The following is a 25,066-nucleotide window of genomic DNA, read 5'->3' as shown; positions in this document are numbered from 1 at the left end:
AAATAATAGAATGACAAATTCAGTATTCCAAGGACGCAGCTTCTTGGCAGAAAAAGACTTTACTCGTGCAGAGTTAGAATACCTGATTGGTCTTTCAGCTCACTTGAAAGATTTGAAAAAACGCAACATTGAGCACCGTTACCTTGCTGGTAAAAATATTGCTCTCTTGTTTGAAAAAACTTCTACTCGTACTCGTGCAGCCTTTACGACAGCAGCTATCGACCTTGGCGCGCATCCAGAATACCTTGGAGCAAACGATATTCAGTTAGGTAAAAAAGAATCTACTGAAGATACTGCTAAAGTATTAGGACGTATGTTTGACGGGATTGAATTCCGCGGCTTCAGCCAACGCATGGTAGAAGAATTGGCAGAATTCTCAGGTGTTCCAGTATGGAATGGTTTGACTGACGAATGGCACCCAACTCAAATGTTGGCGGACTACTTGACTGTTCAAGAAAACTTTGGCCGCTTGGAAGGCTTGACATTGGTTTACTGTGGTGATGGACGTAACAACGTTGCTAACAGCTTGCTCGTAACAGGTGCTATCCTTGGTGTTAATGTTCACATCTTCTCACCACAAGAACTCTTCCCAGAAAAAGAAATCGTTGAGTTGGCAGAAGGATTTGCTAAAGAAAGTGGCGCACACATCCTCATCACTGAAGATGCAGACGAAGCTGTTAAAGGTGCAGATGTTCTTTACACAGACGTTTGGGTATCTATGGGTGAAGAAGACAAATTCGCAGAACGCGTTGCACTTTTGAAACCTTACCAAGTTAACATGGACTTGGTGAAAAAAGCTGAAAATGAAGACTTAATCTTCTTGCACTGCTTGCCAGCATTCCACGATACAAATACTGTTTACGGTAAAGATGTCGCTGAAAAATTTGGCGTAGAAGAAATGGAAGTAACAGACGAAGTCTTCCGCAGCAAATACGCTCGTCACTTCGACCAAGCAGAAAACCGTATGCACACGATCAAAGCGGTTATGGCTGCAACTCTTGGAAACCTCTACATTCCAAAAGTATAATTTTATATAAGAAACCGTCTACCAACAGCTATGAGGGCTGCGACTAATAGCTTTAGTCCTGCCCTCTTTTATATGATAAGGAATGTTTATTTCCTTGTTGAGAATTTGAAAATATAAAAAATAGAAGCGCATTCGTTCGAGCGCAATAAAGGAGAATTAAATGGCAAATCGTAAAATCGTTGTAGCCTTGGGAGGAAATGCCATCCTTTCATCTGATCCATCAGCAAAGGCTCAACAAGAAGCTTTGGTTGAAACAGCCAAGCATCTTGTAAAACTAATCAAAAATGGGGATGATTTGATCATCACCCATGGAAATGGTCCGCAAGTAGGAAACTTGCTGCTGCAACACTTGGCAGCTGACTCTGAAAAGAATCCTGCCTTCCCACTCGACTCTCTTGTGGCTATGACAGAAGGCAGCATTGGCTTTTGGCTGCAAAATGCTTTGCAAAATGCTCTCTTGGATGAAGGAATCGAAAAGAATGTCGCTTCTGTTGTGACGCAAGTAGTGGTGGATAAGAACGATCCAGCCTTTGTCAACCTCAGCAAACCAATAGGTCCTTTCTATTCTGAGGAAGAAGCAAAAGCAGAAGCTGAAAAGAGCGGAGCGACTTTCAAAGAAGATGCTGGCCGTGGCTGGCGCAAAGTTGTTGCTTCACCAAAACCTGTTGACATCAAAGAAATTGAAACTATCCGTACTCTCTTGAACGCTGGTCAAGTTGTGGTAGCAGCTGGCGGCGGCGGTATTCCAGTTATCAAAGAAGATAATGGTCATCTGGCTGGTGTTGAAGCTGTTATTGATAAGGATTTCGCTTCTCAGCGCTTGGCTGAATTGGTCGAAGCAGACCTCTTCATCGTCTTGACTGGTGTGGATTATGTCTTTGTCAATTACAATAAACCAAATCAAGAAAAATTGGAACATGTAACAGTTGCTCAACTGGAAGAGTATATCAAGCAAGAACAATTTGCACCAGGCAGCATGCTTCCAAAAGTGGAAGCAGCGATTGCCTTTGTCAATGACCGTCCAGAAGGAAAAGCAGTTATCACTTCCCTTGAAAATCTTGGTGCTTTGATTGAGTCTGAAAGCGGAACAATTATTGAAAAAGGTTAGTCATAATTAATTTATACATACTTTAGAAAATCATTTATATTTATTTTCTGTTTTCTTTTAATAAAGTTTTCAGGAAAAGCATATTTGGCGGTTACATTGTCTTCCTTTTATTCAAATTTAAGAAAGCTTTTCCTGAAAATATTTAATAGCTTTTCACAAAAATACTAGCTTTTTAAATGTTAATATGGTAAAATAAATTTAAATAGAAAGCGTTTTCTTGAATGAAAATTCAAGAAAGTAGTCAGTTTTTTACACTTTGTTATAATATTAGGAGGAAAAAACAATGAGTGAAAAAACAAAAAAAGGTTTTAAGATGCCTTCATCTTATACCGTCTTGTTGATAATCATTGCTATTATGGCAGTGATGACATGGATTATCCCTGCGGGTGCTTTTGTAGATGGTGTTTACAAAGCTCAGCCTCAAAATCCACAAGGGATTTGGGATGTCCTCATGGCACCGATTCGGGCTATGCTAGGTACTCATCCAGAGGAAGGCTCGCTGATTAAAGAAACCAGCGCAGCGATTGATGTAGCCTTCTTCATCCTGATGGTTGGTGGTTTCCTTGGCGTTGTTAATGAAACGGGTGCTCTTGACGTAGGGATTGCCTCTATCGTGAAGAAGTACAAGGGCCGCGAAAAAATGTTGATTTTGGTTCTCATGCCTTTGTTTGCCCTAGGTGGTACAACTTATGGTATGGGTGAAGAAACCATGGCCTTCTATCCGCTTTTGGTTCCAGTTATGATGGCTGTTGGTTTTGATAGTCTGACTGGTGTAGCGATTATCTTGCTCGGTTCCCAAATTGGATGTTTGGCTTCTACTTTGAACCCATTTGCAACAGGTATTGCTTCAGCAACTGCTGGAGTTGGTACGGGAGATGGTATCGCTCTTCGCTTGATCTTCTGGGTTGTCTTGACTGCTCTGAGCACTTGGTTTGTTTATAGCTACGCGGACAAGATTCAAAAAGATCCGACTAAGTCGCTGGTTTACAGCACTCGCGAAGAAGATTTGAAACACTTTAATGTAGAAGATTCTTCATCAGTAGCATCAACACTTAGCAGCAAACAAAAATCAGTTCTCTTCTTATTTGTTTTAACATTTGTTCTGATGGTATTGAGCTTCATTCCATGGACAGACTTGAAGGTAACTATTTTCGATAACTTCAACACTTGGTTGACTGGTCTGCCAGTTCTTGGCCAAATCGTTGGTTCATCTACAGCTGCTTTGGGTACTTGGTACTTCCCAGAAGGAGCAATGCTCTTTGCCTTCATGGGTATCCTGATCGGTGTTGTTTATGGTCTTAAAGAAGACAAGATTATCTCTGCCTTCATGAATGGTGCTGCTGACTTGCTCAGTGTTGCCTTGATCGTAGCGATTGCCCGTGGTATCCAAGTTATCATGAACGATGGTATGATTACCGACACTATCCTCAACTGGGGTAAAGAAGGCCTAAGTGGTCTGTCTTCACAAGTCTTTATCGTTTTGACTTATATCTTCTATCTGCCTATGTCATTCTTGATCCCATCTTCATCTGGTCTTGCCAGCGCAACTATGGGTATCATGGCACCACTTGGTGAATTTGTCAATGTACGTCCTAGCTTGATTATCACTGCTTACCAATCTGCTTCAGGTGTCCTGAACTTGATTGCACCAACATCTGGTATTGTGATGGGAGCTCTTGCACTTGGACGTATTAACCTTGGTACTTGGTGGAAATTCATGGGCAAACTCGTTGTCGCTATCATTGTAGTGACCATCGCCCTTCTTCTCCTTGGAACTTTCCTTCCATTCCTATAAAATAGTGAGTGAGGTGATTCCATGAAAACATATATAACAAATCAAGTGAAAGATGAATTTCTTACATCAATAAAAACCTTGATTTCCTATCCTTCAGTACTCAATGAAGGAGAAAATGGAACACCTTTTGGACAAGCTATCCAAGATGTCCTAGAAAAAACTTTAGAGATTTGTCGAGGCTTAGGTTTCACTACCTATCTTGACCCTAAAGGTTATTACGGATATGCAGAAATCGGTCAGGGAGCAGAGCTTCTGGCCGTTCTCTGTCATTTGGATGTTGTTCCATCAGGTGATGAGGCAGATTGGCAGACACCGCCATTTGAGGCAACTATCAAAGACGGCTGGATCTTCGGACGTGGTGTCCAAGATGATAAGGGACCATCAATGGCTGCTCTTTATGCAGTCAAGGCTCTGCTAGATAGCGGAGTTGAATTTAAAAAGCGGGTTCGTTTTATCTTTGGTACAGATGAGGAGACACTTTGGCGCTGTATGGGTCGGTACAATGAGTTAGAGGAGCAAGCTGCCATGGGTTTTGCACCGGATTCTTCTTTCCCTTTGACCTATGCTGAAAAAGGCCTCTTGCAAGTCAAGCTGCATGGTCCTGGCTCAGATAAGCTAGACCTAGAAGCAGGAGCAGCCTTTAATGTTGTGCCTGGCAAGGCTAGCTACCAAGGAGAGCTTTTGGAACAGGTCGTGGCAGGTTTGCAAGTAGCTTCTTTTGACTATGAGCGAACAGATCATCAAGTCACTGTCCTTGGCCTGCCTAAGCATGCCAAGGATGCAGCTGAAGGTGTCAATGCTATTGTTCGGCTGGCGACAGTTTTGCAGCCCTTACAAGCTCATCCTGCCCTGGCCTTTATTGCAGAAGCGGTGGGAGAAGATGCAACTGGCAGCCGTTTATTTGGCGACGTTTCGGATGAACCGTCTGGCAGACTCTCCTTTAATATTGCAGGTCTGACTCTGAACTCAGAAAAATCTGAAATCCGTATCGATATTCGGATTCCTGTTTTGGCGGATAAAGATCAGTTAGTGGCAAAACTAGCTGAGATTGCTGGGCGCTACCAGCTTGACTATGAAGAATTTGACTATTTGGCTCCGCTTTACGTACCTAAAGACAGCGAACTGGTCAGTACCTTGATGGCCATCTATCAAGAAAAGACTGGCGATACCAGTCCAGCTATGTCCTCTGGTGGGGCTACCTTTGCTCGGACCATGCCAAACTGTGTGGCCTTCGGCGCTCTATTCCCAGGGGCTGAGCAGACGGAGCATCAAGCCAATGAACGAGCTTCTTTGGATGATCTCTATCGTGCAATGGATATCTATGCTGAGACCATTTACCGCTTGGCCGGAGAGTAAAATTGCTGGGATATATTCGTTGTTGCTATTTTTTCTAAGGTGAAGCTATTGAAGTTTTTAAAATAATCCTTAAAAGATATTGATAGAAACAAAAGAGAGTTGGATTTTCCAACTCTTTTTTGTTGCACTATGTTTTACAATATATCATTTACTAAAGAAAAATGGGGGCGCAAATTCTTTGAGTTTATCAAAGCATTCGATAGCGGATTGGTTATCTTCACAGATAATCAAGCACACATCGTCTCCACAGACTGTAGCAACAATCTGGGGTAACTCCAGAGCATCTAAAATGGCACCAAAAGATTGGGCTAGTCCGGGCAAGGTTTTCATGACGACTTGATGCTGAACGGGGCGGAGCATGACCAGGGCATCTTCCATATAGAAGCGCAGCCTTTTTTCCCAACGAGAAGGGGCGATGCTGTTAATGACATAGTAAGATCTGTCGTTTTCGGTCACCTTGACTAGATTTAGAGTTTTCATATCACGAGAAAGGGTAGACTGGGTGACAAACACTCCATTTGCTTCTAGTAGTTCTTGGAGTTCCTGCTGGGTATGGACTCTTTTTTCCATGATGAGGGAGCGGATGAGACGATGTCTACTTTCGATTTTATTCATAGATTCACCTGTATTTATTTGATAAACATAGCGTCGCCAAAGCTGAAGAAGCGGTAGTACTCAGCGATAGCATGCTCATAGGCTTGCAGTGTCAGTTGGCGTCCAGCAAAAGCCGATACCAGCATGACGAGAGTTGATTTTGGCAAGTGAAAGTTAGTCGAAAAAGCATCGACAATCTTCCACTGATAGCCTGGTTTGATAAAGATATTGGTCCAGCCGGAGTCAGCTTGGATTTGGCCATCGAATTTACTGCCAATTGTTTCTAAAGTGCGGATAGAAGTGGTACCTACGGCAACGACACGGTGGCCGCTTGCCTTGACTTGACGCAGGGTCTCGGCTGCTTCTTCAGATAGGGTATAAAATTCGGAATGCATTTCATGCTCGTCCAAGTTATCAACTGATACGGGACGAAAGGTTCCAAGTCCGACATGCAGGGTCAAGTAGACGAGTTTAATGCCTTTTGCACCAATTTTATCCAGCAATTCCTCTGTGAAATGGAGGCCAGCGGTTGGAGCGGCAGCGGAGCCGTTTTCTTTGGCATAGACTGTCTGGTAGCGTTCACGGTCCTCTAGCTTCTCATGGATATAAGGAGGCAGGGGCATTTCACCCAAACTTTCTAGTACCTCTAGGAAAATCCCCTGATAGTCAAAGCGAACAATCCGTCCACCGTGCTCCAGCTCTTCTGTAACGGTGGCAGTCAAACGGCCATCACCGAAAGAAACATGCGCTCCGACTCTTAGACGCTTGGCAGGCTTGGCTAGGACTTCCCAGAAGTCTCCTTGGGTATTTTTAAGGAGCAGGAGCTCTACATGACCGCCGGTTTCAGGCTTGGTTCCATAAAGGCGAGCTGGTAGGACACGGGTGTTATTCATAACCAAGGCATCGCCTGGCTCAAGTTGGTCAATAATGTTGTCAAAATGTTGGTCACTAAACTGGCCAGTTTTCCGATCTACGATGAGCAAGCGAGAGGAGTCTCGCTTCTCCAAAGGGGTTTGAGCAATTAATTCTTCCGGCAAGTGAAAATCAAAATCAGCAGTATTCATTCTATCTCCTTAAGCAGTTATCATCATCCAAATGTAGTAAGCGGCTAGTAAAAAGGGAATACTAATTAAGAAACTTCCCAAGCATAAAAACCCTATCTGCCAGCTTCGATGTTTTTTTAAGAAAAGACCGATGATAAAAAGTGTAATTCCTAGCAAAAATATAATAATCATTGGTAACAGCATTCTCTTATTATACCACGATTTGTTAATAAATCCTTCAAGGAAAATTTGAAAAATTAAGCAGATTATACTTGACAAAAATTGGTCTATACCATATAATAAAGAAAAGAAATCAAATAAGATAAACAGGAGAGATAGGATGAAAGTTATTCGTGTTGAAAATCAAGTGGAAGGCGCAAAAGTAGCTTTGGCACTTTTGAAAGAGAAGTTAGCTCAGGGAGCTAAAACTCTGGGATTGGCAACAGGAAGCAGTCCAATTGAGTTTTACAAGCAAATCGTTGCCAGCGACTTGGACTTTTCAGAGCTGACCAGTGTAAACTTGGATGAGTACGTGGGACTTTCAGAAGATAATCCTCAGTCTTACCGTTACTTTATGAATGAGCAGCTGTTTCATAAAAAACCTTTCAAAGAAAGCTTTCTGCCGAATGGTGTGGCAGAAGATGCGGAAGCAGAAGTAGAGCGCTACAACCAAGTCTTGGCTGATCATCCGGTAGATTTGCAGATTTTGGGAATTGGAATCAACGGTCATATTGGATTTAATGAGCCTGGAACTAGTTTCGACAGCACCGTCCATATCGTTGATTTGGAGCAATCAACCATCGAGGCTAATGCCCGCTTCTTTGATAAGATTGAGGACGTACCGACCCAAGCTTTCTCAATGGGAATTCGTAATATCTTAGATGCTAAATCCATTATCCTCTTTGCCTATGGTGCTTCTAAGGCTCAAGCAATTGCGGGAACGGTACAAGGTGAGGTGACAGAATCTTTGCCAGCTAGTGCCCTTCAACGACATGAAGATGTGGTCATTATTGCAGATAAAGAAGCTCTGAGTTTGTTAGATGCCTGATTTTCTATTTCCTATCTAATTTTTAGATAGGATTTTTTATATTTATCAAAAACCTTGTAGAAAATATGTTATACTAATAAGGAATGATTTTTTTGGAGGATAAATGTGAAGAAGAAGTTTTTTGTACTTGGATTGATTTTATCAGCTGTTTTGTCGCCACTTGCTGCTAGTGCAGATGAATTAGTGGACAGAGCGCAGAAAATGTATCCAAATGATCACGTACAAGCGATTAATCGCCCCAAATCGTCTTTGATGATTGATGGTAATACAGGAGATGTGCTGTGGCAGGACAATATTGATGAGGTCCGTGACCCAGCCAGCATGAGTAAAGTCATGACTTTGTACTTGGTTTTTGAGGCGATAAAAGAAGGAAAACTCAGTTTGGACACGGTAATCAAAGCGACACCACAAGACCAAGCCATCGCTGGTATTTATGAAATTTCCAATAATAAAATTGTTGCAGGTGTGGACTACACTGTTTCGGAGCTGATTACCATGACGGTTGTGCCATCATCTAATGCAACGACTGTCATGTTGGCGAATTATTTATCAAATAACGATCCAGATGCTTTTTTGGACAAAATGAATGCCAAGGCTCAGGAATTGGGCATGACCAACACCAAATGGTTCAATGCCAGTGGAGCAGCAGCAATTTCTTTCAAGGGCTACTATACTCCTCAGAATTATGACAATTATGCTAGCAATCAGACGACTGCGCGTGATTTGGGGATTCTGGTTTACAATTTTGTAAAAAATTATCCTGATATTTTAAACTATACTAATCAGGCTAAAGTGACGGTAAAAGCTGGCACGCCATATGAAGAAACGTTCGATACCTATAATTACTCTTTGCCGGGTGCTCGCTACGCTTTGGAGGGAGTAGATGGCTTAAAGACAGGCTCAAGTCCGAATGGTGCCTTCAATTATATTGCGACGGTCAAACGTGGAGACCAGCGGGTGATTGGTGTCATTATGGGGGTTGGCGACTGGTCTGACCAAGACGGCGAATATTACCGTCATCCATTTGGCAATGCCTTAATCGAAAAAGCCTACGCTGACTATGAATACAAGAAGGTATTTTCTAAAGGAGAGCAGGAAATTGATGGGGAGACATACAATCTACCAGAAGATTTTTATGTGACGGTCAAAAAAGGCACTGAACCAAAAGTAAAAGTTGAAAATGGTGTCTTAAAAGCTGAAAATGACTTGACAACGCTCTCTACGCTAATCTCAGATGGTATGAAAGTGGAGCGAGTAGAACGATCTATCGCACAATCTGTGAAAGAAGTGGCTACAGGGAAAAATACCAAAAAAGCATGGTATAATCTTCTGATTAATAATCGCTTGCTTATCCTGTTGCCTGTCGGAGTACTCATTCTTATTTTGTTTGCCGAAAACTCTAAACGCAAAAAAAAGAAGAGCGCAGGCTAAAACTAGACGAGATAGATACAGATAAATAATTTTCATCTGTAAAGAAATCAAATAAAACTCAGTTGAAATAAATTGGTAGACTCCCTTTATAGTGGATAGTAAAAAACTAAAAATTTACTAGAAACTAAATGGAGAGTATATCAAATCACTGAGTTTTCTTTATATATTTTAGGAGTCTCCCTTGACCACTTTAAAAAAATTTCAGAATAGCTATTTTGTCTATTTTTTGATGTACAATTTTTATTTTCTTTCATTTTCGTTGTTTTCGACCTTGATTTCGGTTTATATGCTGGATAAGGGGTACATGGCGAGTCAAGTATCCATTGTCGTATCAGCTTCCTTCTTTTCTTCCATGCTGGCTCAGCCAATCATGGGAATGTTGAATGATACATTTGGAATAAAGAGGGTTTCGCTTGTCAGCTTTGGGTTGATTATTTTAGGAGCCATCTTTTTCATGCAGGCTGATAATCTCTGGCTTTTGACCATCTGGTACAGTTTTGTCTTGATGCTCATTAACGGAGTCAGCACAGTGATGGATGTATTGGCGACCCAGAGCCCTTATAAATACGGAAAAATTCGAATTTGGGGGACAATCGGTTATGCCTTTGGTTCTCAGCTGGCAGGTTTGATTTATAAAAATATTTCTCCCCAGGCCATTTATTTGGTTTTTATTGGAACTATGCTGCTGAGTATTATAGGGGTTCTTGGTATGAATCCTAAGCGGGATAGGTTGACTAAAAAAATTGAAAAAAGAGACCATTCGTTCTTTTCAGCCATTCTTAAAAACAGAACTTATCTTTTTTATCTCATTCTTGTCGCCCTTTACTCAGGTGTGGGCAATACAGGTCACACTTATATTCCGTCCATGCTAGAATCCAGTGGTTTGAGTGTTGACTGGGCAACTACGGTCGTAGCTGTCTCTGTACTATGCGAGGCGCCTTTAATCTTTTATTCCTACCTTTTCATGGATAAGATATCTGTCAAAAAGTTGCTCTATATTTGTTTAGGTATGATGCTCCTCCAGTATGCGGTTTATGCTGTGAATTTTGGCTTAGGTTCGAAAATAGCAGTTACCTTGCTTTCCAAGCATGCTTTTGGCATGCTACTGACTATGCTTAGTTTGCGCATTGTTGCAAATTTGGTGTATGAAAAATATTTGGTGACAGCCTTTGCGCTGCTCCAGACAGGGCGGAATTTAGGCACGATTTTTATCCAGAATATGTCAGGCTCCATCTTGGATCACTTTGGCTATGACAGGATGAATCTTATGTTGACAGCCATTATCGGCTTAGTGCTCTTGTTTGCCCTCTTCTTGAAAGTTCCTGAAAAGAAGAATCAGAATTTATTTGGATAAGAAAAAACGAGTCTGGAAACTTTTCAGCTCGTTTTTCTTTGGGGAAATTAGCAAGAAAGTAGGAAGTGGTTTCTTTGTTCTATTTCACAAGTTCTCACTTTGGTTTTTAATTACGAATAAAGATATAAAAGACATTGTTTTGAAAGGGAAATGCTCATGTTGCTTGCGAAAAATGAAGAGGGGATTTTGCTGAATGCGATGGAAAACCAGCCGTCCCTAGGCGAACAAACCTTTTGTCCGGCCTGTTCCGGGGCGGTCCGCTTCAAAAAAGGAAGGGTCATGCGGCCACATTTTGCGCATATTTCTCTTGAAGATTGTTCGTTTTACGCGGAAAATGAAAGTGTGGAGCATTTGAACTTGAAAGCTAGACTTTATAGCTGGGGGAAGCAAAGCCAAGAGGTGCAGGTGGAGGCCTTTTTGCCTGAGTTGAAGCAAATCGCTGACCTTTTGATAGACGACCGCATAGCGCTGGAAATCCAATGTAGTCCTCTCGGTCAGGAACGACTAGAAGAAAGGACGCTGTCCTATCGCCAGCATGGCTATCCAGTCCTCTGGCTTTTGGGCAAGAAATTATGGTTAAAACAGTCGCTGACGAAACTGCAAAAGGACTTTCTTTATTTTAGTCAAAATATGGGCTTTCATCTTTGGGAATTGGATGAGAAAAAGCAGGAGCTTCGGCTTAAATATCTCATTCACGAAGACTTGCATGGGCGAGCTCAGTACAAGGTCAAATCCTTTCCTTTTGGTCAAGACTGCCTTTTATCTGTCCTCCGCAGCCCCTTTCAGAAGCAGGAGTTAGAGAGTTATCTGGCTAAGCAGGATCCCGAGATTTGTCGCTATGTTCGTCAGCAGCTTTATTACCAGCAGCCTCGATGGATGAAGCTCCAAGCCCAGCTTTATCAAAAAGGAGACAATCTTCTGACCAAGTCAGTAGAGGATTTTTATCCGCAGGTTCGGCCTGTCCAAGCCAACTCCTTTTGCCAAATAACAAGAGATTTGACTCCTTATTACCAGCACTTTAATCGCTATTATCAGGTTGAAAACAATAAGCAGCTTCAAATTATCTATCCACCGGTATTTTATGCGAGGAGGAGAGCAGATTCTTAAATGTTATTCCACTTCCTATTGATGAAGAAGAGAGTTTTTGCCTATACTTTGAATTTAAGAATATTTGAAAATCCTGTATAATAAAGTAATAAGTTAGATATTCCAAAATTCTAATTTTGACTAGTCCAACCAACTTTACCAAAGATGAGAAACGAAAGGAGCTGTCATGAAGAAAATTTTCGTAATATTTCTGAGTATCATTACGCTCAGTTCGGCTATGCTTTTAGGAGGATGTAGTATGTTAAACAGTCGGTCAGAACAAGAAGAAATGATTCAGATTGTGGAGAGGAAGAAAGCACAGACAGCAATAGAAGAATTACTAAGACAGGAAGATTCTAAAGCATTGACTGAGGAGGGGATTATAAAAAAATATTCAATTAGCAAAAATGAATTAGAGTATAATCCTATGGGGGGTTAATCGTTGAACTTATAATCAACAATGATCCAGAATTAACAATTACAACAACATTGATGGAAGAATCTGAAGGGAAATTAGAACATACAGGTTATGTAATCTCTGGTGAACTCGCAAAGAAATTGAGGGGAGAATGATATGACATATGATGAATCATTTAGTGATAAGCAGAAAGTAAACATTGCCATATAAGAATATGAGATAAAACGTGTTAATCAAGAAGTTGAACTAAGTGACGAAACCTATGTTGGAACAGTCTCCCAAATTTACGACAATGTACATGGCAATGAAGCACAATTTTTATCTTTTCAAACCTCCAATAATGATTGCGCTTCCATATCCTTTAGAAAAATAGTATAATAATTAATATAAAACATTAATCAAAATCCAGTTTCCCATTTTCGTTAAGGTATCAGCTTTAGCAAAGATGAGAAGCGAAAGGAGCTGTCATGAAGAAAATTTTTGTAATATTTCTGAGTATCATCACGCTCAGTTCAGCTATGTTTTTAGGAGGTTGTAGTATGCTAAACAGTCGTTCAGAAAAAGAAGAAATGATTCAGATTGCAGAGAGTAAAAAGATGAAGAAGGCGATTGAGAATGAGTTGAGAGCACTGGATCCTAAAGCTCTGACAGCAGAAGGGAAGATTAAAACGTATAAAATTGAAAAGAATAAACTAGATTTCAATCCGATGGGAGGATTAGATATCTATTTAATAATTAATGATGATAAGAACTTAGAATTAGACATGACTTTTCAAGAAAATTCAACTACTGGCGAATACGAGACGGGTGGCTATGGTATGTCTCCGGAATTTAACGAGCTAATTAGAGGAGAAAAGTAATATGCCTGATTATAAAAATCCTATTGATGGTAGAGAATATACAGATAAGCAACATGTTGAGACTGCTTTATATGAGTATAGGAGTATGTATGTTGGTAAACAATATGATGTAAAAGGGGGAGATTATTTAGGAACAGTCTCCCAAATTTACGACAATGTACATGGCAATGAAGAACAAGTCTATGTGTTAACGAATAAAGAGAGTGGTTTAACCGAAACTGAAATCGAAGACTCTAATGGGAGCTTGCGTGCAGCTGTCCCCTACTCCGCTTCGGATGCTGAGCGTGCTCAGGTGCAGGATGTGACGGTCATGATGCAGGGATCGCAGACCAAGACGCACACTCCTAAGCTACTCCATGACACTGTTACGGATTGGCTGCCTACAGACTTTGTGACAGCGGCCCACCGCCTGGGTCCTGTCGGTGCAGTGGAACATGCTACCCCTTTTGTTTATCGCCATTCCCAAAATATCATCACTCAGAAAAGCCGAGAAGTGCTGGATAAAGCAGATCGAGATGCTAGCAATAATATAGGAGATGCGGTCGGATTCTTTAATAAAGATGTTGGTCAGGCTGTGACGAGGGAGCTTAATTCTTTAAATAAAAATCCCTTCAATAAGCTAAGGAAGGATGTTCTGTCAAATAGTGCAGGTATATTTGGAGGAGCCGTAGTGACAGGTGTTACCTCTACACCGATTATGCTAGCTGCTGGCGGTCTTAAACTGACTCAAAAGTTTCCTCCTGCTCAGTTTAAGGATGCGGCTAAGCATCTTAAGGAAACCATTCGTAAGTATCCGAATGCCAAGATTGATCTTTACGGACACTCTTTGGGTTCTATGGATATCCAGTATGCTCTATCCACTCTGACAGAGGAGGAGATGCGCCATATTGGCACAGTCCATATCTACAATGGCCCTAATATCTATCCTCTCTTGCCCAAGGAACAGCAGGCACGACTGGATAGCGCTAAGTACAAGATCTTCAATCATATCGATCATAAAGACATTGTCAGCCTAGGCTACAGCTTATCTGGTAGTGAAAATGCAGCTGGTATCGTCCGTCATATTAAAACTACCGGAAAAAGCATTGATGACCAGCATATGATGAAGGGGTATATCTATGACAAAAATAAAAACTTTGTGCTCATGGATGGGACAGGAAAAATCACCATCAAAGATACTATTAAAGCAAATATGATTCCCTATCAGAACATGAAAAAGTACTTATCGAAGGGAGGATTTAGCGGTAACGAAAAAATTTATCTGGACAGTGTCCAAGTGCAAGCAACTGCACAAAATCTAGTAAATGTGGCTAAGTTAGGATATGAAACTTTACAGCAAGCTAGAGATCAAGTTGTTGGAGAAGCCGAAATTCTAGCAGATGAGTTGCACAAAGTTTCGTGGGGCTTCAGTCTTAGTCCAGATGAGGTGGTTGCAGCTTATCAAGCTGGAGGGGTAGATTATCAGTCGCTGGTTCTATCTTTGCAAGAGCATTTTGATAGTCGTTTGTCTAAGGTTCAGGCGCTTCAAACGACCTTTACAGCTCTAACAGAGCAGCTTAATGCTGGTATTCAGAAACTATTGGACAAGGATCAGGTATTAGCGGGAGATTTTGATCAATGGAACCAAATCAAGCAATGAGACAGGATATCACCCAAAAAGAAAAAGAGATGGAAGACCTCTATTCAGAGCTTCAGCGGGAACGCTTGAAGATTGAGAAGGAGCGAGATATCATTATGTCTAAGAAAAGAGCTTTTTCCGATATGCTTCAAGAAGAGTATGAAATGGCAACAGCCATTTTACGGAAACAGGAGTGGGATACTAGTGTTGAATGGCAAGCTCTAAATCAGTATATAGAATCCTATGATATAATAGCGGACGAAGCCAGTAATGACCAGTTGAAAAAATTAGATTTGAAAGATGAGGAATTGATAGAAAACTTCTTAAGACAGAGATGTCGCTTAGAGTGGGATATTGAAGAGAACTATCGCCGTCTTCGTGAATCTAAATGAATAACGACAGATGCTTTAGTGAATAAAAATAACGGGCATAAGATCGAATAGAGTTAGAGTAAAGGAAAAAGTTTATGTTTATAACAGAATCAGGCTCAGAACCAGTAAGAGCTTATTTTTCATCATTCAAAACGATTGATTTAGTAGAAATCAAGAAAGCAATAGAAAAGCAAATTATAACAAATGTCCTAGCTCCGCTCTTGCTGGCTCAAAGGAACAGGCTGCAGAACACATATGATAATCTTTTTACCGATGTCGCAGAGACAGTTCAAGAAAGCGTAGCAGTAGCTGCAGATCAGTTGGATGCCTCTATGAAAGGCCAATTTTCTAAAAAAGTTGTGACCGTTATAAAAGAAAATAGTGAGAAATATAAAGAAATTTAACAATTGAGCTCTTTTGGATTTGAGTCCTGGTTGGTCAGGAATTGGGTACAGAGAGCTCTTTTAAATGAAGTTTATCTATTTGTCTACCATGCTAATGCTTGAGTTTCATAAAATCAGGATTTTTGTGATAAAATAGAAAAGATGGAGGAAATTTCTATGGCAAAACAAAGAAATGAAATTGAAGAGAAATACACTTGGGATTTAAGCACAATTTTCCCAACAGACGAAGCCTTTGAAGCGGAGTTGGCGCAGGTTTCTGAAGAAGTAAAAAAAGCAGCTAGTCTGGCTGGGCATTTACTGGATTCAGCTGACAGTCTCTTGACAACGACGGAAATCCAATTGGACTTGATGCGCCGTATTGAAAAGCTCTATTCCTATGCTCACATGAAAAATGACCAAGATACTCGTGTAGCAAAATATCAAGAGTATCAGGCCAAGGGTATGGCCATTTACAGTGAATTCGGGCAAAGCTTTGCCTTCTATGAGCCCGAATTTATGGCGATTACAGAAGAACAATACCAAACTTTCCTAGCTGAGCAGCCAGCCTTGCGGCTTTATCAGCATTATTTTGACAAGCTTTTGAAAAAGAAAGCCCACATCTTGACACAGCGCGAAGAGGAGCTACTGGCCGGTGCTGGGGAAATCTTTGGTGCAGCGGGAGAAACCTTTGCTATCTTGGATAATGCAGATATCGTCTTTCCTATGGTGCATGACGAAGATGGAAATGAAGTTCAGCTCAGCCACGGTAACTATATCACCTTGGTTGAGTCTAAGAACCGAGAAGTCCGTAAGGAAGCTTACGAGGCTCTCTACAGCGTATACGAGCAGTATCAGCATACCTATGCCAAAACTCTGCAGACCAATGTCAAGGTTCACAACTACAATGCGAAAGTCCGCAAGTTTTCATCTGCCCGTGAAGCAGCCTTGTCAGCTGACTTCATTCCAGAAAGTGTCTATGACAGCCTAGTTTCAGCGGTTAATAAGCATTTGCCTCTTTTGCAGCGTTATATCGTCTTAAGAGCGAAGATTTTAGGCATTTCTGATTTGAAGATGTATGATATGTACACACCTTTGTCAGAGACAGACTACAAGTTCACTTATGAGGAAGCCTTGGCTAAGTCTGAGGAAGTTCTGGCTATTCTGGGTGAGGATTATTTGAGCAGAGTCAAGACAGCCTTTTCAGAGCGCTGGATTGATGTTCATGAAAATCAAGGCAAGCGTTCAGGAGCATACTCAGGCGGTTCTTACGATACCAATGCCTTTATGTTGCTAAACTGGCAGGACACACTGGACAATCTCTTTACCTTGGTGCACGAGACTGGTCACAGCATGCACTCCAGCTATACACGTGAGACGCAGCCTTATGTTTACGGAGACTACTCTATCTTCCTAGCTGAGATTGCTTCAACGACTAATGAAAATATCCTGACAGAGAAGCTCTTGGAAGAAGTAGAAGATGATTCTACCCGCTTTGCTATCCTTAATCACTTCTTGGATGGCTTCCGAGGTACGGTCTTCCGTCAAACCCAGTTCGCAGAGTTTGAGCATGCTATCCACAAGGCTGACCAAGAAGGTCAAGTTTTGACCAGCGAGTTTCTCAATGAGCTCTATGCTGACTTGAACGAGAAATACTATGGACTGAAGAAAGAAGACAATCCACAGATTCAGTATGAATGGGCTCGGATTCCGCATTTCTACTACGATTACTATGTTTTCCAATATTCGACAGGATTTTCAGCGGCTTCTGCCTTGGCTGAAAAGATTGTCCATGGCAGTCAGGAAGACAAGGACAAGTATCTGGACTATCTGAAAGCTGGGAACTCTGACTATCCACTCAATGTCATCAAAAAAGCAGGTGTGGATATGGAAAAAGAAGACTACCTAAATGCTGCTTTTGCTGTCTTTGAGCGTCGTCTAGACGAATTCGAGTCCTTGGTAGAAAAGTTGGGACTGGCATAAGATGGTCGAGACTTATAATCAAAATTCTAATCCCAATATGCGTCGGCCAGTGGTCAAAGAAGAAATTGTAGACTTTATGAGACGGCGTCTCCAGCCAGTCACTGGTGGACTTAAGGAGCTGGAAGATTTTGCCAGAGCTGAAAATGTACCTGTGATTCCCCATGAGACAGTAGCTTATTTCCGCTTACTGCTCGAAAGTCTGCAGCCTGAGAAGATTTTAGAAATCGGTACGGCTATTGGTTTTTCGGCTCTTTTGATGGCGGAGTATGCTCCTCAGGCTCAGATTACGACTATTGATCGCAATCCAGAGATGATTGAGCTGGCCGAGGCTAATTTTGCTAAATATGACAGCCGCCAGCAGATCACTCTGCTGGAAGGCGATGCAATGGATCTGCTTGAGACACTGGAGGATTCCTACGACCTTGTCTTTATGGACTCTGCCAAGTCTAAGTATGTGGTCTTTCTGCCCCAAGTTCTCAAGCACCTCAATCCTGGTGGTCTGGTCCTCATTGATGATGTCTTTCAAGGAGGAGATGTTGCCAAGCATTTTGAGGAAATTAAGCGTGGTCAGCGGGCTATTTACCGTGGCTTGCATAGTCTTTTTGATGTAACTTTGGACAATCCAGACCTGACTGCGAGCCTGCTTCCGCTGGGAGATGGGTTGCTTATGATTAGAAAAAAATGAGATATCTGAAATTATCCTGTTATTTAAAAGTTTTTAGCAAAATTTAAGATATCAAGTTAGATTTGTGGTACAATAGACAAAGTGAATTTATATAAAAGCGAGGAGAAAAACATTCTATGAAGAAAAAATTGTTCGCAGGAGCTGTGACACTTTTATCCGTTGTTGCGTTAGCTGCGTGTTCGCAAGCAGATGGTAAAGACATTATTACCATGAAGGGAAACACAATTACGGTTAATGAGTTTTATGATCAAGTTAAGAGCAATGGAGCTGCTCAGCAAGTCTTGCTTCAAATGACGATCAAGGAAGTATTTGAAAATAAATACGGTAAAAAGGTAACCGATAAAGAGGTGACAGAAGCCTTTGATAAAATGAAATCAGCCTATGGCTCTGCTTTCCAAAAGGTTCTTGCACAAAACGGATTGACCGAAGATGCCTACAAGGATCAAATTCGGACCAATAAATTGGTTGAGTATGCTGTAAAAGAAGCTGCTAAAAAAGAATTGACAGATGAAAACTATCAGGCTGCCTTTGCAAATTATACGCCAGAAGTGACTGCTCAAATCATCAAGCTGGACAGCGAAGATAAGGCTAAAGAAATCCTTGAACAGGCTAAAGCGGAAGGTGCTGATTTTGGTCAAATCGCAAAAGATAACTCAACAGATGCAGCAACCAAAGAAAAAGGTGGAGAAGTGAAGTTTGATTCTGGCTCGACAGATGTTCCAGATGCTGTGAAAAAAGCTACTTTTGCCTTAGAAGAAAATGGAATTTCAGATGTTATAACTGTTCGAAGTTCTCAAAATTATAGCTCCAGCTTCTATATTGTTAAGTTGGTCAAAAAATCTGAAAAATCTTCAAATTGGAAGGATTATAAAAAGCAGCTGAAAGAAGTTATTTTAACGCAAAAACAAAATGATGCTAGCTTCATTCGCTCAGTTGTAGCCAAAGAGTTGAAAGATGCAAATATTAAGGTGAAAGATGCTGCTTTCCAAAATGTTTTTGCACAATATATTGAATCAGAAACCTCAGATTCATCTGCCTCTGCTTCCTCAAGTGCTGCCAGCAGCTCAGAAACTTCTGAGTCCAGCTCAGCAGCTGAAAGCAGTTCTTCATCAGCTGCAGAATAAGGTTGACGAAAAGAGAATAAGCAAGTATAATAAGACTGGTGAGAATTGATTTTTCAAGTTCTTAGTTCAGAGAATTGGCGGTGCTGCGAGCCATCTGAGACGGGAAATCATGCTACTCATCTTGGAAAATAGAATATGAAATGAGAATGACAAGTTCATTGAATGAAGGTGGTACCGCGGTTTTTCGCCCTTCGGACAAGGAACTTGTCTTTTATATTGACTGTGGAGGTCAAACGATGAAAACCTATTTGGTCAAACAGAAATTTCGCTTAGGCGGCGAACGTTTTGATATCAAGGACGATCGAGGCAATGTAGATTACCAAGTGGAAGGATCTTTTTTCCAGATTCCTAAGACTTTTACCATCTACGATGCACAGGGGCAGACTGTCAGCCAGATTACCAAAACCTTTCTAACTTTCCTGCCCCAGTTTGAGATCAAGCTCAGCAACGGACATAGCTTTTATATCCGTCAGAAATTCACGATTTTGCGTGATAAGTATAAATTTGATAATTTGGGGCTACGAGTTGAAGGGAATATCTGGGATTTAAACTTTCGTCTGCTGGATGACAGCAATCAAGTCGTTGCAGAGATTACCAAGGAGCTCTTTCATCTGACCTCTACTTATCAGGTTCATATCTATGATGAGACTTATGCAGATTTGGTCATCTCTCTCTGCGTCGCTATTGACTATGTGGAGATGCTGGAAAGCTCGTCGTCATAAAGTAACTATTTTTAGAAAAAATTTAAGGAGAAAAAACAAATGAAACAAATGTCAAGTGCTCAGGTTCGTCAAATGTGGCTGGATTTTTGGGCAACTAAAGGTCATGCAGTAGAACCGTCTGTCAGCTTGGTGCCAGTCAATGACCCAACTTTGCTTTGGATTAACTCTGGTGTAGCAACCCTCAAGAAATATTTCGATGGAACCATTATTCCAGAGAATCCACGGATTACTAATGCTCAAAAAGCCATTCGGACCAACGATATTGAAAATGTCGGAAAGACTGCCCGCCACCATACCATGTTTGAAATGCTGGGCAACTTCTCTATCGGCGATTACTTCCGTGATGAAGCCATTGAGTGGGCTTACGAGCTTTTGACTAGCCCTGATTGGTTTGACTTCCCTAAAGACAAGCTCTACATGACCTACTATCCAGCTGACAAGGACTCTTACAACCACTGGATTGCTATGGGCGTTGAGCCTAGTCATTTGATTCCGATTGAGGACAACTTCTGGGAAATCGGTGCGGGACCTTCTGGGCCAGATACAGAGATTTTCTTTGATCGGGGTGAGGCTTTTGATCCAGAAAATATGGGAGTGCGCCTCTTAGAAGAAGATATTGAAAATGACCGTTATATCGAAATCTGGAATATCGTCTTGTCACAGTTCAATGCTGACCCTGCTGTACCGCGTAGCGAGTACAAGGAATTGCCACATAAGAACATTGATACGGGCGCAGGTTTGGAGCGTTTGGTCGCTGTTATCCAAGGGGCTAAGACTAACTTCGAGACCGACCTCTTCATGCCAATCATTCGTGAAGTAGAGAAGCTGTCCGGCAAGGTCTATGACCAAGATGGCGACAATATGAGTTTCAAGGTTATCGCAGACCATATCCGCTCTCTCTCCTTTGCCATTGGTGATGGCGCTCTTCCTGGAAATGAAGGCCGTGGCTATGTCCTTCGCCGTCTTCTTCGTCGTGCTTCAATGCATGGTCAAAAATTGGGTATCAATGAGCCTTTCCTTTACAAACTCGTTCCAACTGTGGGCAAGATTATGGAAAGCTACTATCCAGAAGTCCTTGAAAAGAAAGACTTTATTGAAAAGATTATCAAGAGTGAAGAAGAATCTTTTGCTCGTACTCTGCACTCTGGTCAACACTTTGCCCAAGGCATCGTAGCAGACCTGAAAGAAAAAGGTCAGACAATCATCTCTGGTCAAGATGCCTTCAAACTCTACGATACTTACGGTTTCCCACTGGAGTTGACTGAGGAAATCGCTGAAGAAGCAGGCATGACTGTAGACCGTGCTGGCTTTGAAGCGGCTATGAAAGAGCAGCAAGATCGGGCGCGTGCTTCTGTCGTCAAGGGCGGCTCAATGGGCATGCAAAATGAAACCCTGCAGGCCATCACAGTAGAGAGTGTCTTTAACTACGAAGAAGAAGAGCTGACAGCTGAACTTCTTGCTATCGTGGCGGACGATGCAGCAGTGAAGTCTGTTGAGACAGGCACAGCTGCCCTCATCTTTGCAGAAACACCATTCTACGCAGAAATGGGTGGTCAGGTAGCTGACCACGGTCAAATCTTTGATGCAGCAGGCAATCTAGTAGCGCAAGTGACGGATGTGCAAAAGGCACCAAATGGTCAGCCACTGCATACTGTAGAAGTTTTGGCTCCTCTGGCTCTCGGTCAAAGCTATAAACTAGAAATTGACCACAGCCGTCGCCACCGTGTGATGAAAAACCACACGGCGACTCACCTCCTGCATGCTGCACTGCATAATGTTCTTGGTAACCATGCAACTCAGGCAGGCTCTCTGAATGAAGTAGAATTCCTGCGCTTTGACTTTACGCATTTCCAAGCGGTGGCAGCAGAAGAGCTGCGCGCTATCGAGCAAGAAGTCAATGAGAAAATCTGGGAAGCCCTTGCCATTGAGACAGTAGAGACGGATATTGACACGGCTAAGGAAATGGGTGCCATGGCGCTCTTTGGTGAAAAATATGGTAAAGAAGTTCGCGTCGTAACCATCGGTGACTACTCAGTCGAGCTTTGCGGAGGAACTCACGTGGGCAACACTTCTGAAATCGGGATTTTCAAGATTATCAAAGAAGAAGGTATCGGATCTGGAACTCGTCGTATCTTGGCAGTTACCAGCAAGGAAGCCTTTGAAGCTTACCGTGAGGAAGAAGAGGCGCTCAAGGCTATCGCAGTGACTCTCAAGGCTCCGCAAATCAAGGAAGTGCCTAATAAGGTAGAATCTCTGCAAGAACAGCTTCGCCAACTCCAAAAAGAGAATGCTGAGCTCAAGGAAAAAGCAGCAGCAGCGGCCTCTGGGGAAGTCTTCAAGAATGTTCAAGACGCAAATGGACATCACTTTATCGCAAGTCAGGTTTCTGTTTCCGATGCAGGCGCCCTGCGCACCTTTGCTGACACTTGGAAGCAGAAGGACTATTCAGATGTTCTCGTTCTGGTCGCAGCCATTGGAGATAAGGTTAACGTTCTCGTAGCTAGTAAGACCAAGGAAGTGCACGCTGGTAATCTGATTAAGGAATTGGCACCGATTGTAGATGGTCGAGGCGGTGGTAAGCCAGACATGGCTATGGCCGGCGGCAGCAAGCAGTCAGCCATCCAAGATTTACTTGGAGCAGTTGCTGAGAAATTATAATAGATTTTTTAAGATCAGGATTGATGTCCTGGTCTTTTTTCTTGCTTTTCTAAAAACAAGAAAATGTTTAATTTAAACGTTTTTATGAATAAAAATACAATTATTACTTGACAAAATTAGATTTTGATAGTAGAATTATACGCATATTTATACAAAGGAGTTTTAAAATATGCGTATTTCGATTGTTGGAATTACAGGTTACTCAGGATTAGAACTCCTTCGTATCCTACAGCATCATCCAAGAGCTAAGGTCGTTTCGATTCATGCGACGAAGGAAATTGGCAAGTTTTTGTCAGAATTTTATCCACATTTAAAAGGGCTGTGTGACCTAAAAATTGAGGTATTTGATAGTCAGCGTATTATGCAGCAAGCTGATCTGGTATTTTTTGCAACTCCGAGCGGGGTGGCAAAAGAGATGGTGGCAGATTTTATTGCAGCAGATTTTCCGGTAATTGACTTGTCTGGAGATCATCGCCTACCAGGGGATATTTATAAAAAATGGTATAAAAAAGAACCTGCTCAGGCAAGTATTCAGAAAAAGTTTATTTATGCCTTGTCTGAATTTGCAGATGTGAGTGAGAAGCGCTTTATTGCCAATCCAGGCTGCTATGCTACAGCAACGGAACTGGTCTTGGTGCCTCTGTTGCAAGCGCAGGCTATTGAGCTTGATTCTATTATTGTGGATGCTAAGAGTGGTCTGACTGGTGCAGGGAAAAATCCTACAGAAGCCAGTCATTTCGTACAGGTTCATGATAACTATGTCACTTATAAACTAAATCAGCACCAGCATATTCCTGAAATTGTTCAGTTTTTACAGAGTTTTGATGAGAAGCTTGCATCTATCCAGTTTTCGACTTCTCTGATCCCAGTCAATCGTGGGATTGTAGCGACGGTCTATGTAAAATTGAAAAAAGGCCTGAATGTAGCAGATGTTTCCAGTATTTATCGACGATGTTATCAGGATAAGCCTTTTGTCCGAGTGCAGGCAGCCTTACCAACCTTGCATCAAGTGATTGGTACTAACTACACAGATATAGGTTTTGATTACAATCCGGTGACCAATATTTTAACGGTAGTTGCAGTTCTGGATAACTTGGTCAAGGGAGCGGCTGGACAAGCTGTCCAAAATATGAATCTTATGTTTGGTTTTCAAGAGACGGAAGGACTTCTCAGTCCACCTCTATTTGTATAGTGATGATTGGAGTCAGAATGAAAGTAATTGATGGAAATATTGCCAGTCCCCTAGGCTTTTCGGCCGACGGCCTATATGCTGGTTTTAAGAAAAAGAAGCTAGACTTTGGCTGGATTGTTTCAGAAGTACCAGCTAGCGCTGCAGGAGTTTATACGACCAACAAGGTTATTGCGGCTCCGCTTATCGTTACGAGAGAATCTGTGAAAAAAAGTGGGAAACTACAGGCAGTAGTGGTCAATTCAGGTGTAGCCAATTCCTGTACAGGAATCCAAGGAATGGAAGATGCCTATGAGATGCAAAGGCTGACAGCACAAAAACTGAAGATTGAGCCTGACTTGGTCGGTCTTGCTTCAACAGGAGTCATCGGTGAGCTGCTTCCAATGGATGCGCTGAAAAATGGTCTGTCGCAAATTGTCATCAGTGGTAAGGCCGATGATTTTGCTCGAGCGATTCTAACGACAGATACCTGCACGAAAACCTGTGTTGTGACAGAACGATTTGGTAAGGATTTAGTGACCATGGCGGGAGTAGCAAAAGGATCAGGAATGATTCATCCTAATATGGCTACCATGTTGGCTTTTATCACTTGTGATGCCAATATATCTAGCCAAACATTGCAGAAAGCACTTGGACAGAATGTTGAAACGACTTTCAATCAAATTACAGTGGATGGAGATACGTCAACTAATGATATGGTTTTAGTCTTGGCCAACGGTTGTACTCAAAATGAAGAAATTTTGCCCGATACAGAGGAGTTTGAGCGCTTTGCCCAGATGCTGCACTATGTAATGGAAGATTTGGCGAAGAAGATTGCTAAAGACGGAGAGGGAGCGAGTAAGCTGATTGAGGTGAATGTTCTGCATGCTCAGGACAGCCTGAGTGCGCGAATGATTGCCAAAAGTGTGGTCGGTTCCAGTCTAGTCAAGACAGCGATTTTTGGAGAAGATCCAAATTGGGGCCGAATTATAGCCGCGATTGGATATGCAGGAGCCGAGTTGTCAGTGGCAAATATTGATATCTTTATCGGTCAGCTGCCGGTTATGCTGGCTTCTAGTCCAGTTGCTTTTGATGCAGAAGAAATGCAAGAAATGATGGGGCAGGATGAAGTCACTCTTACCATTGACCTCCATGACGGAGACGCTACTGGACAAGCTTGGGGTTGTGACTTGTCTTATGATTATGTGAAAATAAATGCCCTCTACAGAACCTAAGG

At 41.9% G+C, this 25,066-nt stretch carries 21 protein-coding genes and 1 pseudogene; 20 read left to right on the top strand and 2 right to left on the bottom strand.

Going from position 1 to position 25,066, the window contains the following annotated elements:
• Nucleotides 1-10 precede the first annotated feature (10 nt).
• The 4 genes from argF to AC5FEC_RS01400 all read left to right on the top strand — a co-directional run bounded on the left by argF (nt 11) and on the right by AC5FEC_RS01400 (nt 5,286).
• Nucleotides 11-1,027 (top strand): ornithine carbamoyltransferase, encoded by a 1,017-nt coding sequence (argF, locus tag AC5FEC_RS01415; protein WP_062198760.1) that lies wholly within the window; start codon nt 11-13, stop codon nt 1,025-1,027.
• Between the two features lie 160 nt (nt 1,028-1,187).
• The gene (gene arcC, locus AC5FEC_RS01410; RefSeq protein ID WP_037614484.1) at nt 1,188-2,135 is read left to right on the top strand and encodes a carbamate kinase; all 948 of its coding nucleotides are present in this window, start codon (nt 1,188-1,190) and stop codon (nt 2,133-2,135) included.
• A gap of 283 nt (nt 2,136-2,418) precedes the next feature.
• Nucleotides 2,419-3,930: a YfcC family protein gene (locus AC5FEC_RS01405; RefSeq protein WP_493661056.1), complete on the top strand. Its 1,512-nt coding sequence runs from the start codon at nt 2,419-2,421 to the stop codon at nt 3,928-3,930.
• Between the two features lie 21 nt (nt 3,931-3,951).
• Nucleotides 3,952-5,286: a dipeptidase gene (locus tag AC5FEC_RS01400; protein ID WP_493661055.1), complete on the top strand. Its 1,335-nt coding sequence runs from the start codon at nt 3,952-3,954 to the stop codon at nt 5,284-5,286.
• A gap of 144 nt (nt 5,287-5,430) precedes the next feature.
• On the opposite strand, the gene AC5FEC_RS01395 is transcribed toward AC5FEC_RS01400, so the two are convergent.
• Entirely contained in the window at nt 5,431-5,901 is a 471-nt protein-coding gene (locus AC5FEC_RS01395; RefSeq protein ID WP_062198752.1) for an arginine repressor, read from the bottom strand.
• A gap of 14 nt (nt 5,902-5,915) precedes the next feature.
• On the bottom strand, nt 5,916-6,944 hold the full coding sequence (gene queA, locus AC5FEC_RS01390) for a tRNA preQ1(34) S-adenosylmethionine ribosyltransferase-isomerase QueA (RefSeq protein ID WP_037614489.1): 1,029 nt from the start codon (nt 6,942-6,944) through the stop codon (nt 5,916-5,918).
• A gap of 319 nt (nt 6,945-7,263) precedes the next feature.
• Here queA and AC5FEC_RS01385 point away from each other — a divergent pair, with 319 nt between their 5' ends.
• The 16 genes and pseudogenes from AC5FEC_RS01385 (at nt 7,264) to argJ (ending at nt 25,064) form a co-directional block, all read left to right on the top strand.
• Nucleotides 7,264-7,971 (top strand): glucosamine-6-phosphate deaminase, encoded by a 708-nt coding sequence (locus AC5FEC_RS01385; RefSeq protein WP_493661054.1) that lies wholly within the window; start codon nt 7,264-7,266, stop codon nt 7,969-7,971.
• Nucleotides 7,972-8,076: 105 nt separating this feature from the next.
• Complete coding sequence (locus tag AC5FEC_RS01380; protein WP_493661053.1) at nt 8,077-9,402, top strand: D-alanyl-D-alanine carboxypeptidase; 1,326 nt, start codon at nt 8,077-8,079, stop codon at nt 9,400-9,402.
• A gap of 229 nt (nt 9,403-9,631) precedes the next feature.
• The gene (locus tag AC5FEC_RS01375; protein WP_493661077.1) at nt 9,632-10,756 is read left to right on the top strand and encodes an MFS transporter; all 1,125 of its coding nucleotides are present in this window, start codon (nt 9,632-9,634) and stop codon (nt 10,754-10,756) included.
• 156 nt (nt 10,757-10,912) lie between these two features.
• Complete coding sequence (locus AC5FEC_RS01370; RefSeq protein ID WP_493661052.1) at nt 10,913-11,863, top strand: competence protein CoiA; 951 nt, start codon at nt 10,913-10,915, stop codon at nt 11,861-11,863.
• Between the two features lie 166 nt (nt 11,864-12,029).
• Nucleotides 12,030-12,415, top strand: a pseudogene (locus tag AC5FEC_RS01365) (DUF1310 family protein).
• A 312-nt stretch (nt 12,416-12,727) separates the two neighbouring features.
• Nucleotides 12,728-13,120, top strand: a complete 393-nt coding sequence (locus tag AC5FEC_RS01360) for a DUF1310 family protein (RefSeq protein ID WP_493661051.1) — start codon at nt 12,728-12,730, stop codon at nt 13,118-13,120.
• A 1-nt stretch (nt 13,121) separates the two neighbouring features.
• On the top strand, nt 13,122-14,759 hold the full coding sequence (locus AC5FEC_RS01355) for an Mbeg1-like protein (RefSeq protein WP_493661050.1): 1,638 nt from the start codon (nt 13,122-13,124) through the stop codon (nt 14,757-14,759).
• Nucleotides 14,738-15,130, top strand: a complete 393-nt coding sequence (locus tag AC5FEC_RS01350; protein WP_493661049.1) for a hypothetical protein — start codon at nt 14,738-14,740, stop codon at nt 15,128-15,130. Before AC5FEC_RS01355 ends, AC5FEC_RS01350 begins: the two co-directional genes overlap by 22 nt.
• Nucleotides 15,131-15,204: 74 nt before the next feature.
• Nucleotides 15,205-15,513: a hypothetical protein gene (locus tag AC5FEC_RS01345; RefSeq protein WP_493661048.1), complete on the top strand. Its 309-nt coding sequence runs from the start codon at nt 15,205-15,207 to the stop codon at nt 15,511-15,513.
• A gap of 156 nt (nt 15,514-15,669) precedes the next feature.
• Nucleotides 15,670-17,472: an oligoendopeptidase F gene (pepF, locus tag AC5FEC_RS01340; protein WP_493661047.1), complete on the top strand. Its 1,803-nt coding sequence runs from the start codon at nt 15,670-15,672 to the stop codon at nt 17,470-17,472.
• Between the two features lies 1 nt (nt 17,473).
• A complete protein-coding gene (locus tag AC5FEC_RS01335; protein WP_493661046.1) occupies nt 17,474-18,157 on the top strand; it encodes an O-methyltransferase in 684 nt (227 codons plus the stop codon).
• A gap of 116 nt (nt 18,158-18,273) precedes the next feature.
• Nucleotides 18,274-19,281: a peptidylprolyl isomerase PrsA gene (gene prsA, locus AC5FEC_RS01330; RefSeq protein ID WP_037617028.1), complete on the top strand. Its 1,008-nt coding sequence runs from the start codon at nt 18,274-18,276 to the stop codon at nt 19,279-19,281.
• A 140-nt stretch (nt 19,282-19,421) separates the two neighbouring features.
• Complete coding sequence (locus AC5FEC_RS01325; RefSeq protein ID WP_217472713.1) at nt 19,422-20,003, top strand: LURP-one-related/scramblase family protein; 582 nt, start codon at nt 19,422-19,424, stop codon at nt 20,001-20,003.
• A gap of 39 nt (nt 20,004-20,042) precedes the next feature.
• Complete coding sequence (alaS, locus tag AC5FEC_RS01320; RefSeq protein WP_493661045.1) at nt 20,043-22,661, top strand: alanine--tRNA ligase; 2,619 nt, start codon at nt 20,043-20,045, stop codon at nt 22,659-22,661.
• Nucleotides 22,662-22,830: 169 nt separating this feature from the next.
• A complete protein-coding gene (gene argC / locus AC5FEC_RS01315; RefSeq protein ID WP_493661044.1) occupies nt 22,831-23,853 on the top strand; it encodes an N-acetyl-gamma-glutamyl-phosphate reductase in 1,023 nt (340 codons plus the stop codon).
• A gap of 17 nt (nt 23,854-23,870) precedes the next feature.
• Complete coding sequence (gene argJ / locus AC5FEC_RS01310; RefSeq protein WP_493661043.1) at nt 23,871-25,064, top strand: bifunctional glutamate N-acetyltransferase/amino-acid acetyltransferase ArgJ; 1,194 nt, start codon at nt 23,871-23,873, stop codon at nt 25,062-25,064.
• Nucleotides 25,065-25,066: the final 2 nt, after the last annotated feature.

Source organism: Streptococcus sp. STC1396, assembly GCF_058933875.1.
The sequence above is the reverse complement of the archived record's forward strand: the minus strand, read 5'-3'. Positions and strand labels throughout refer to the sequence as shown.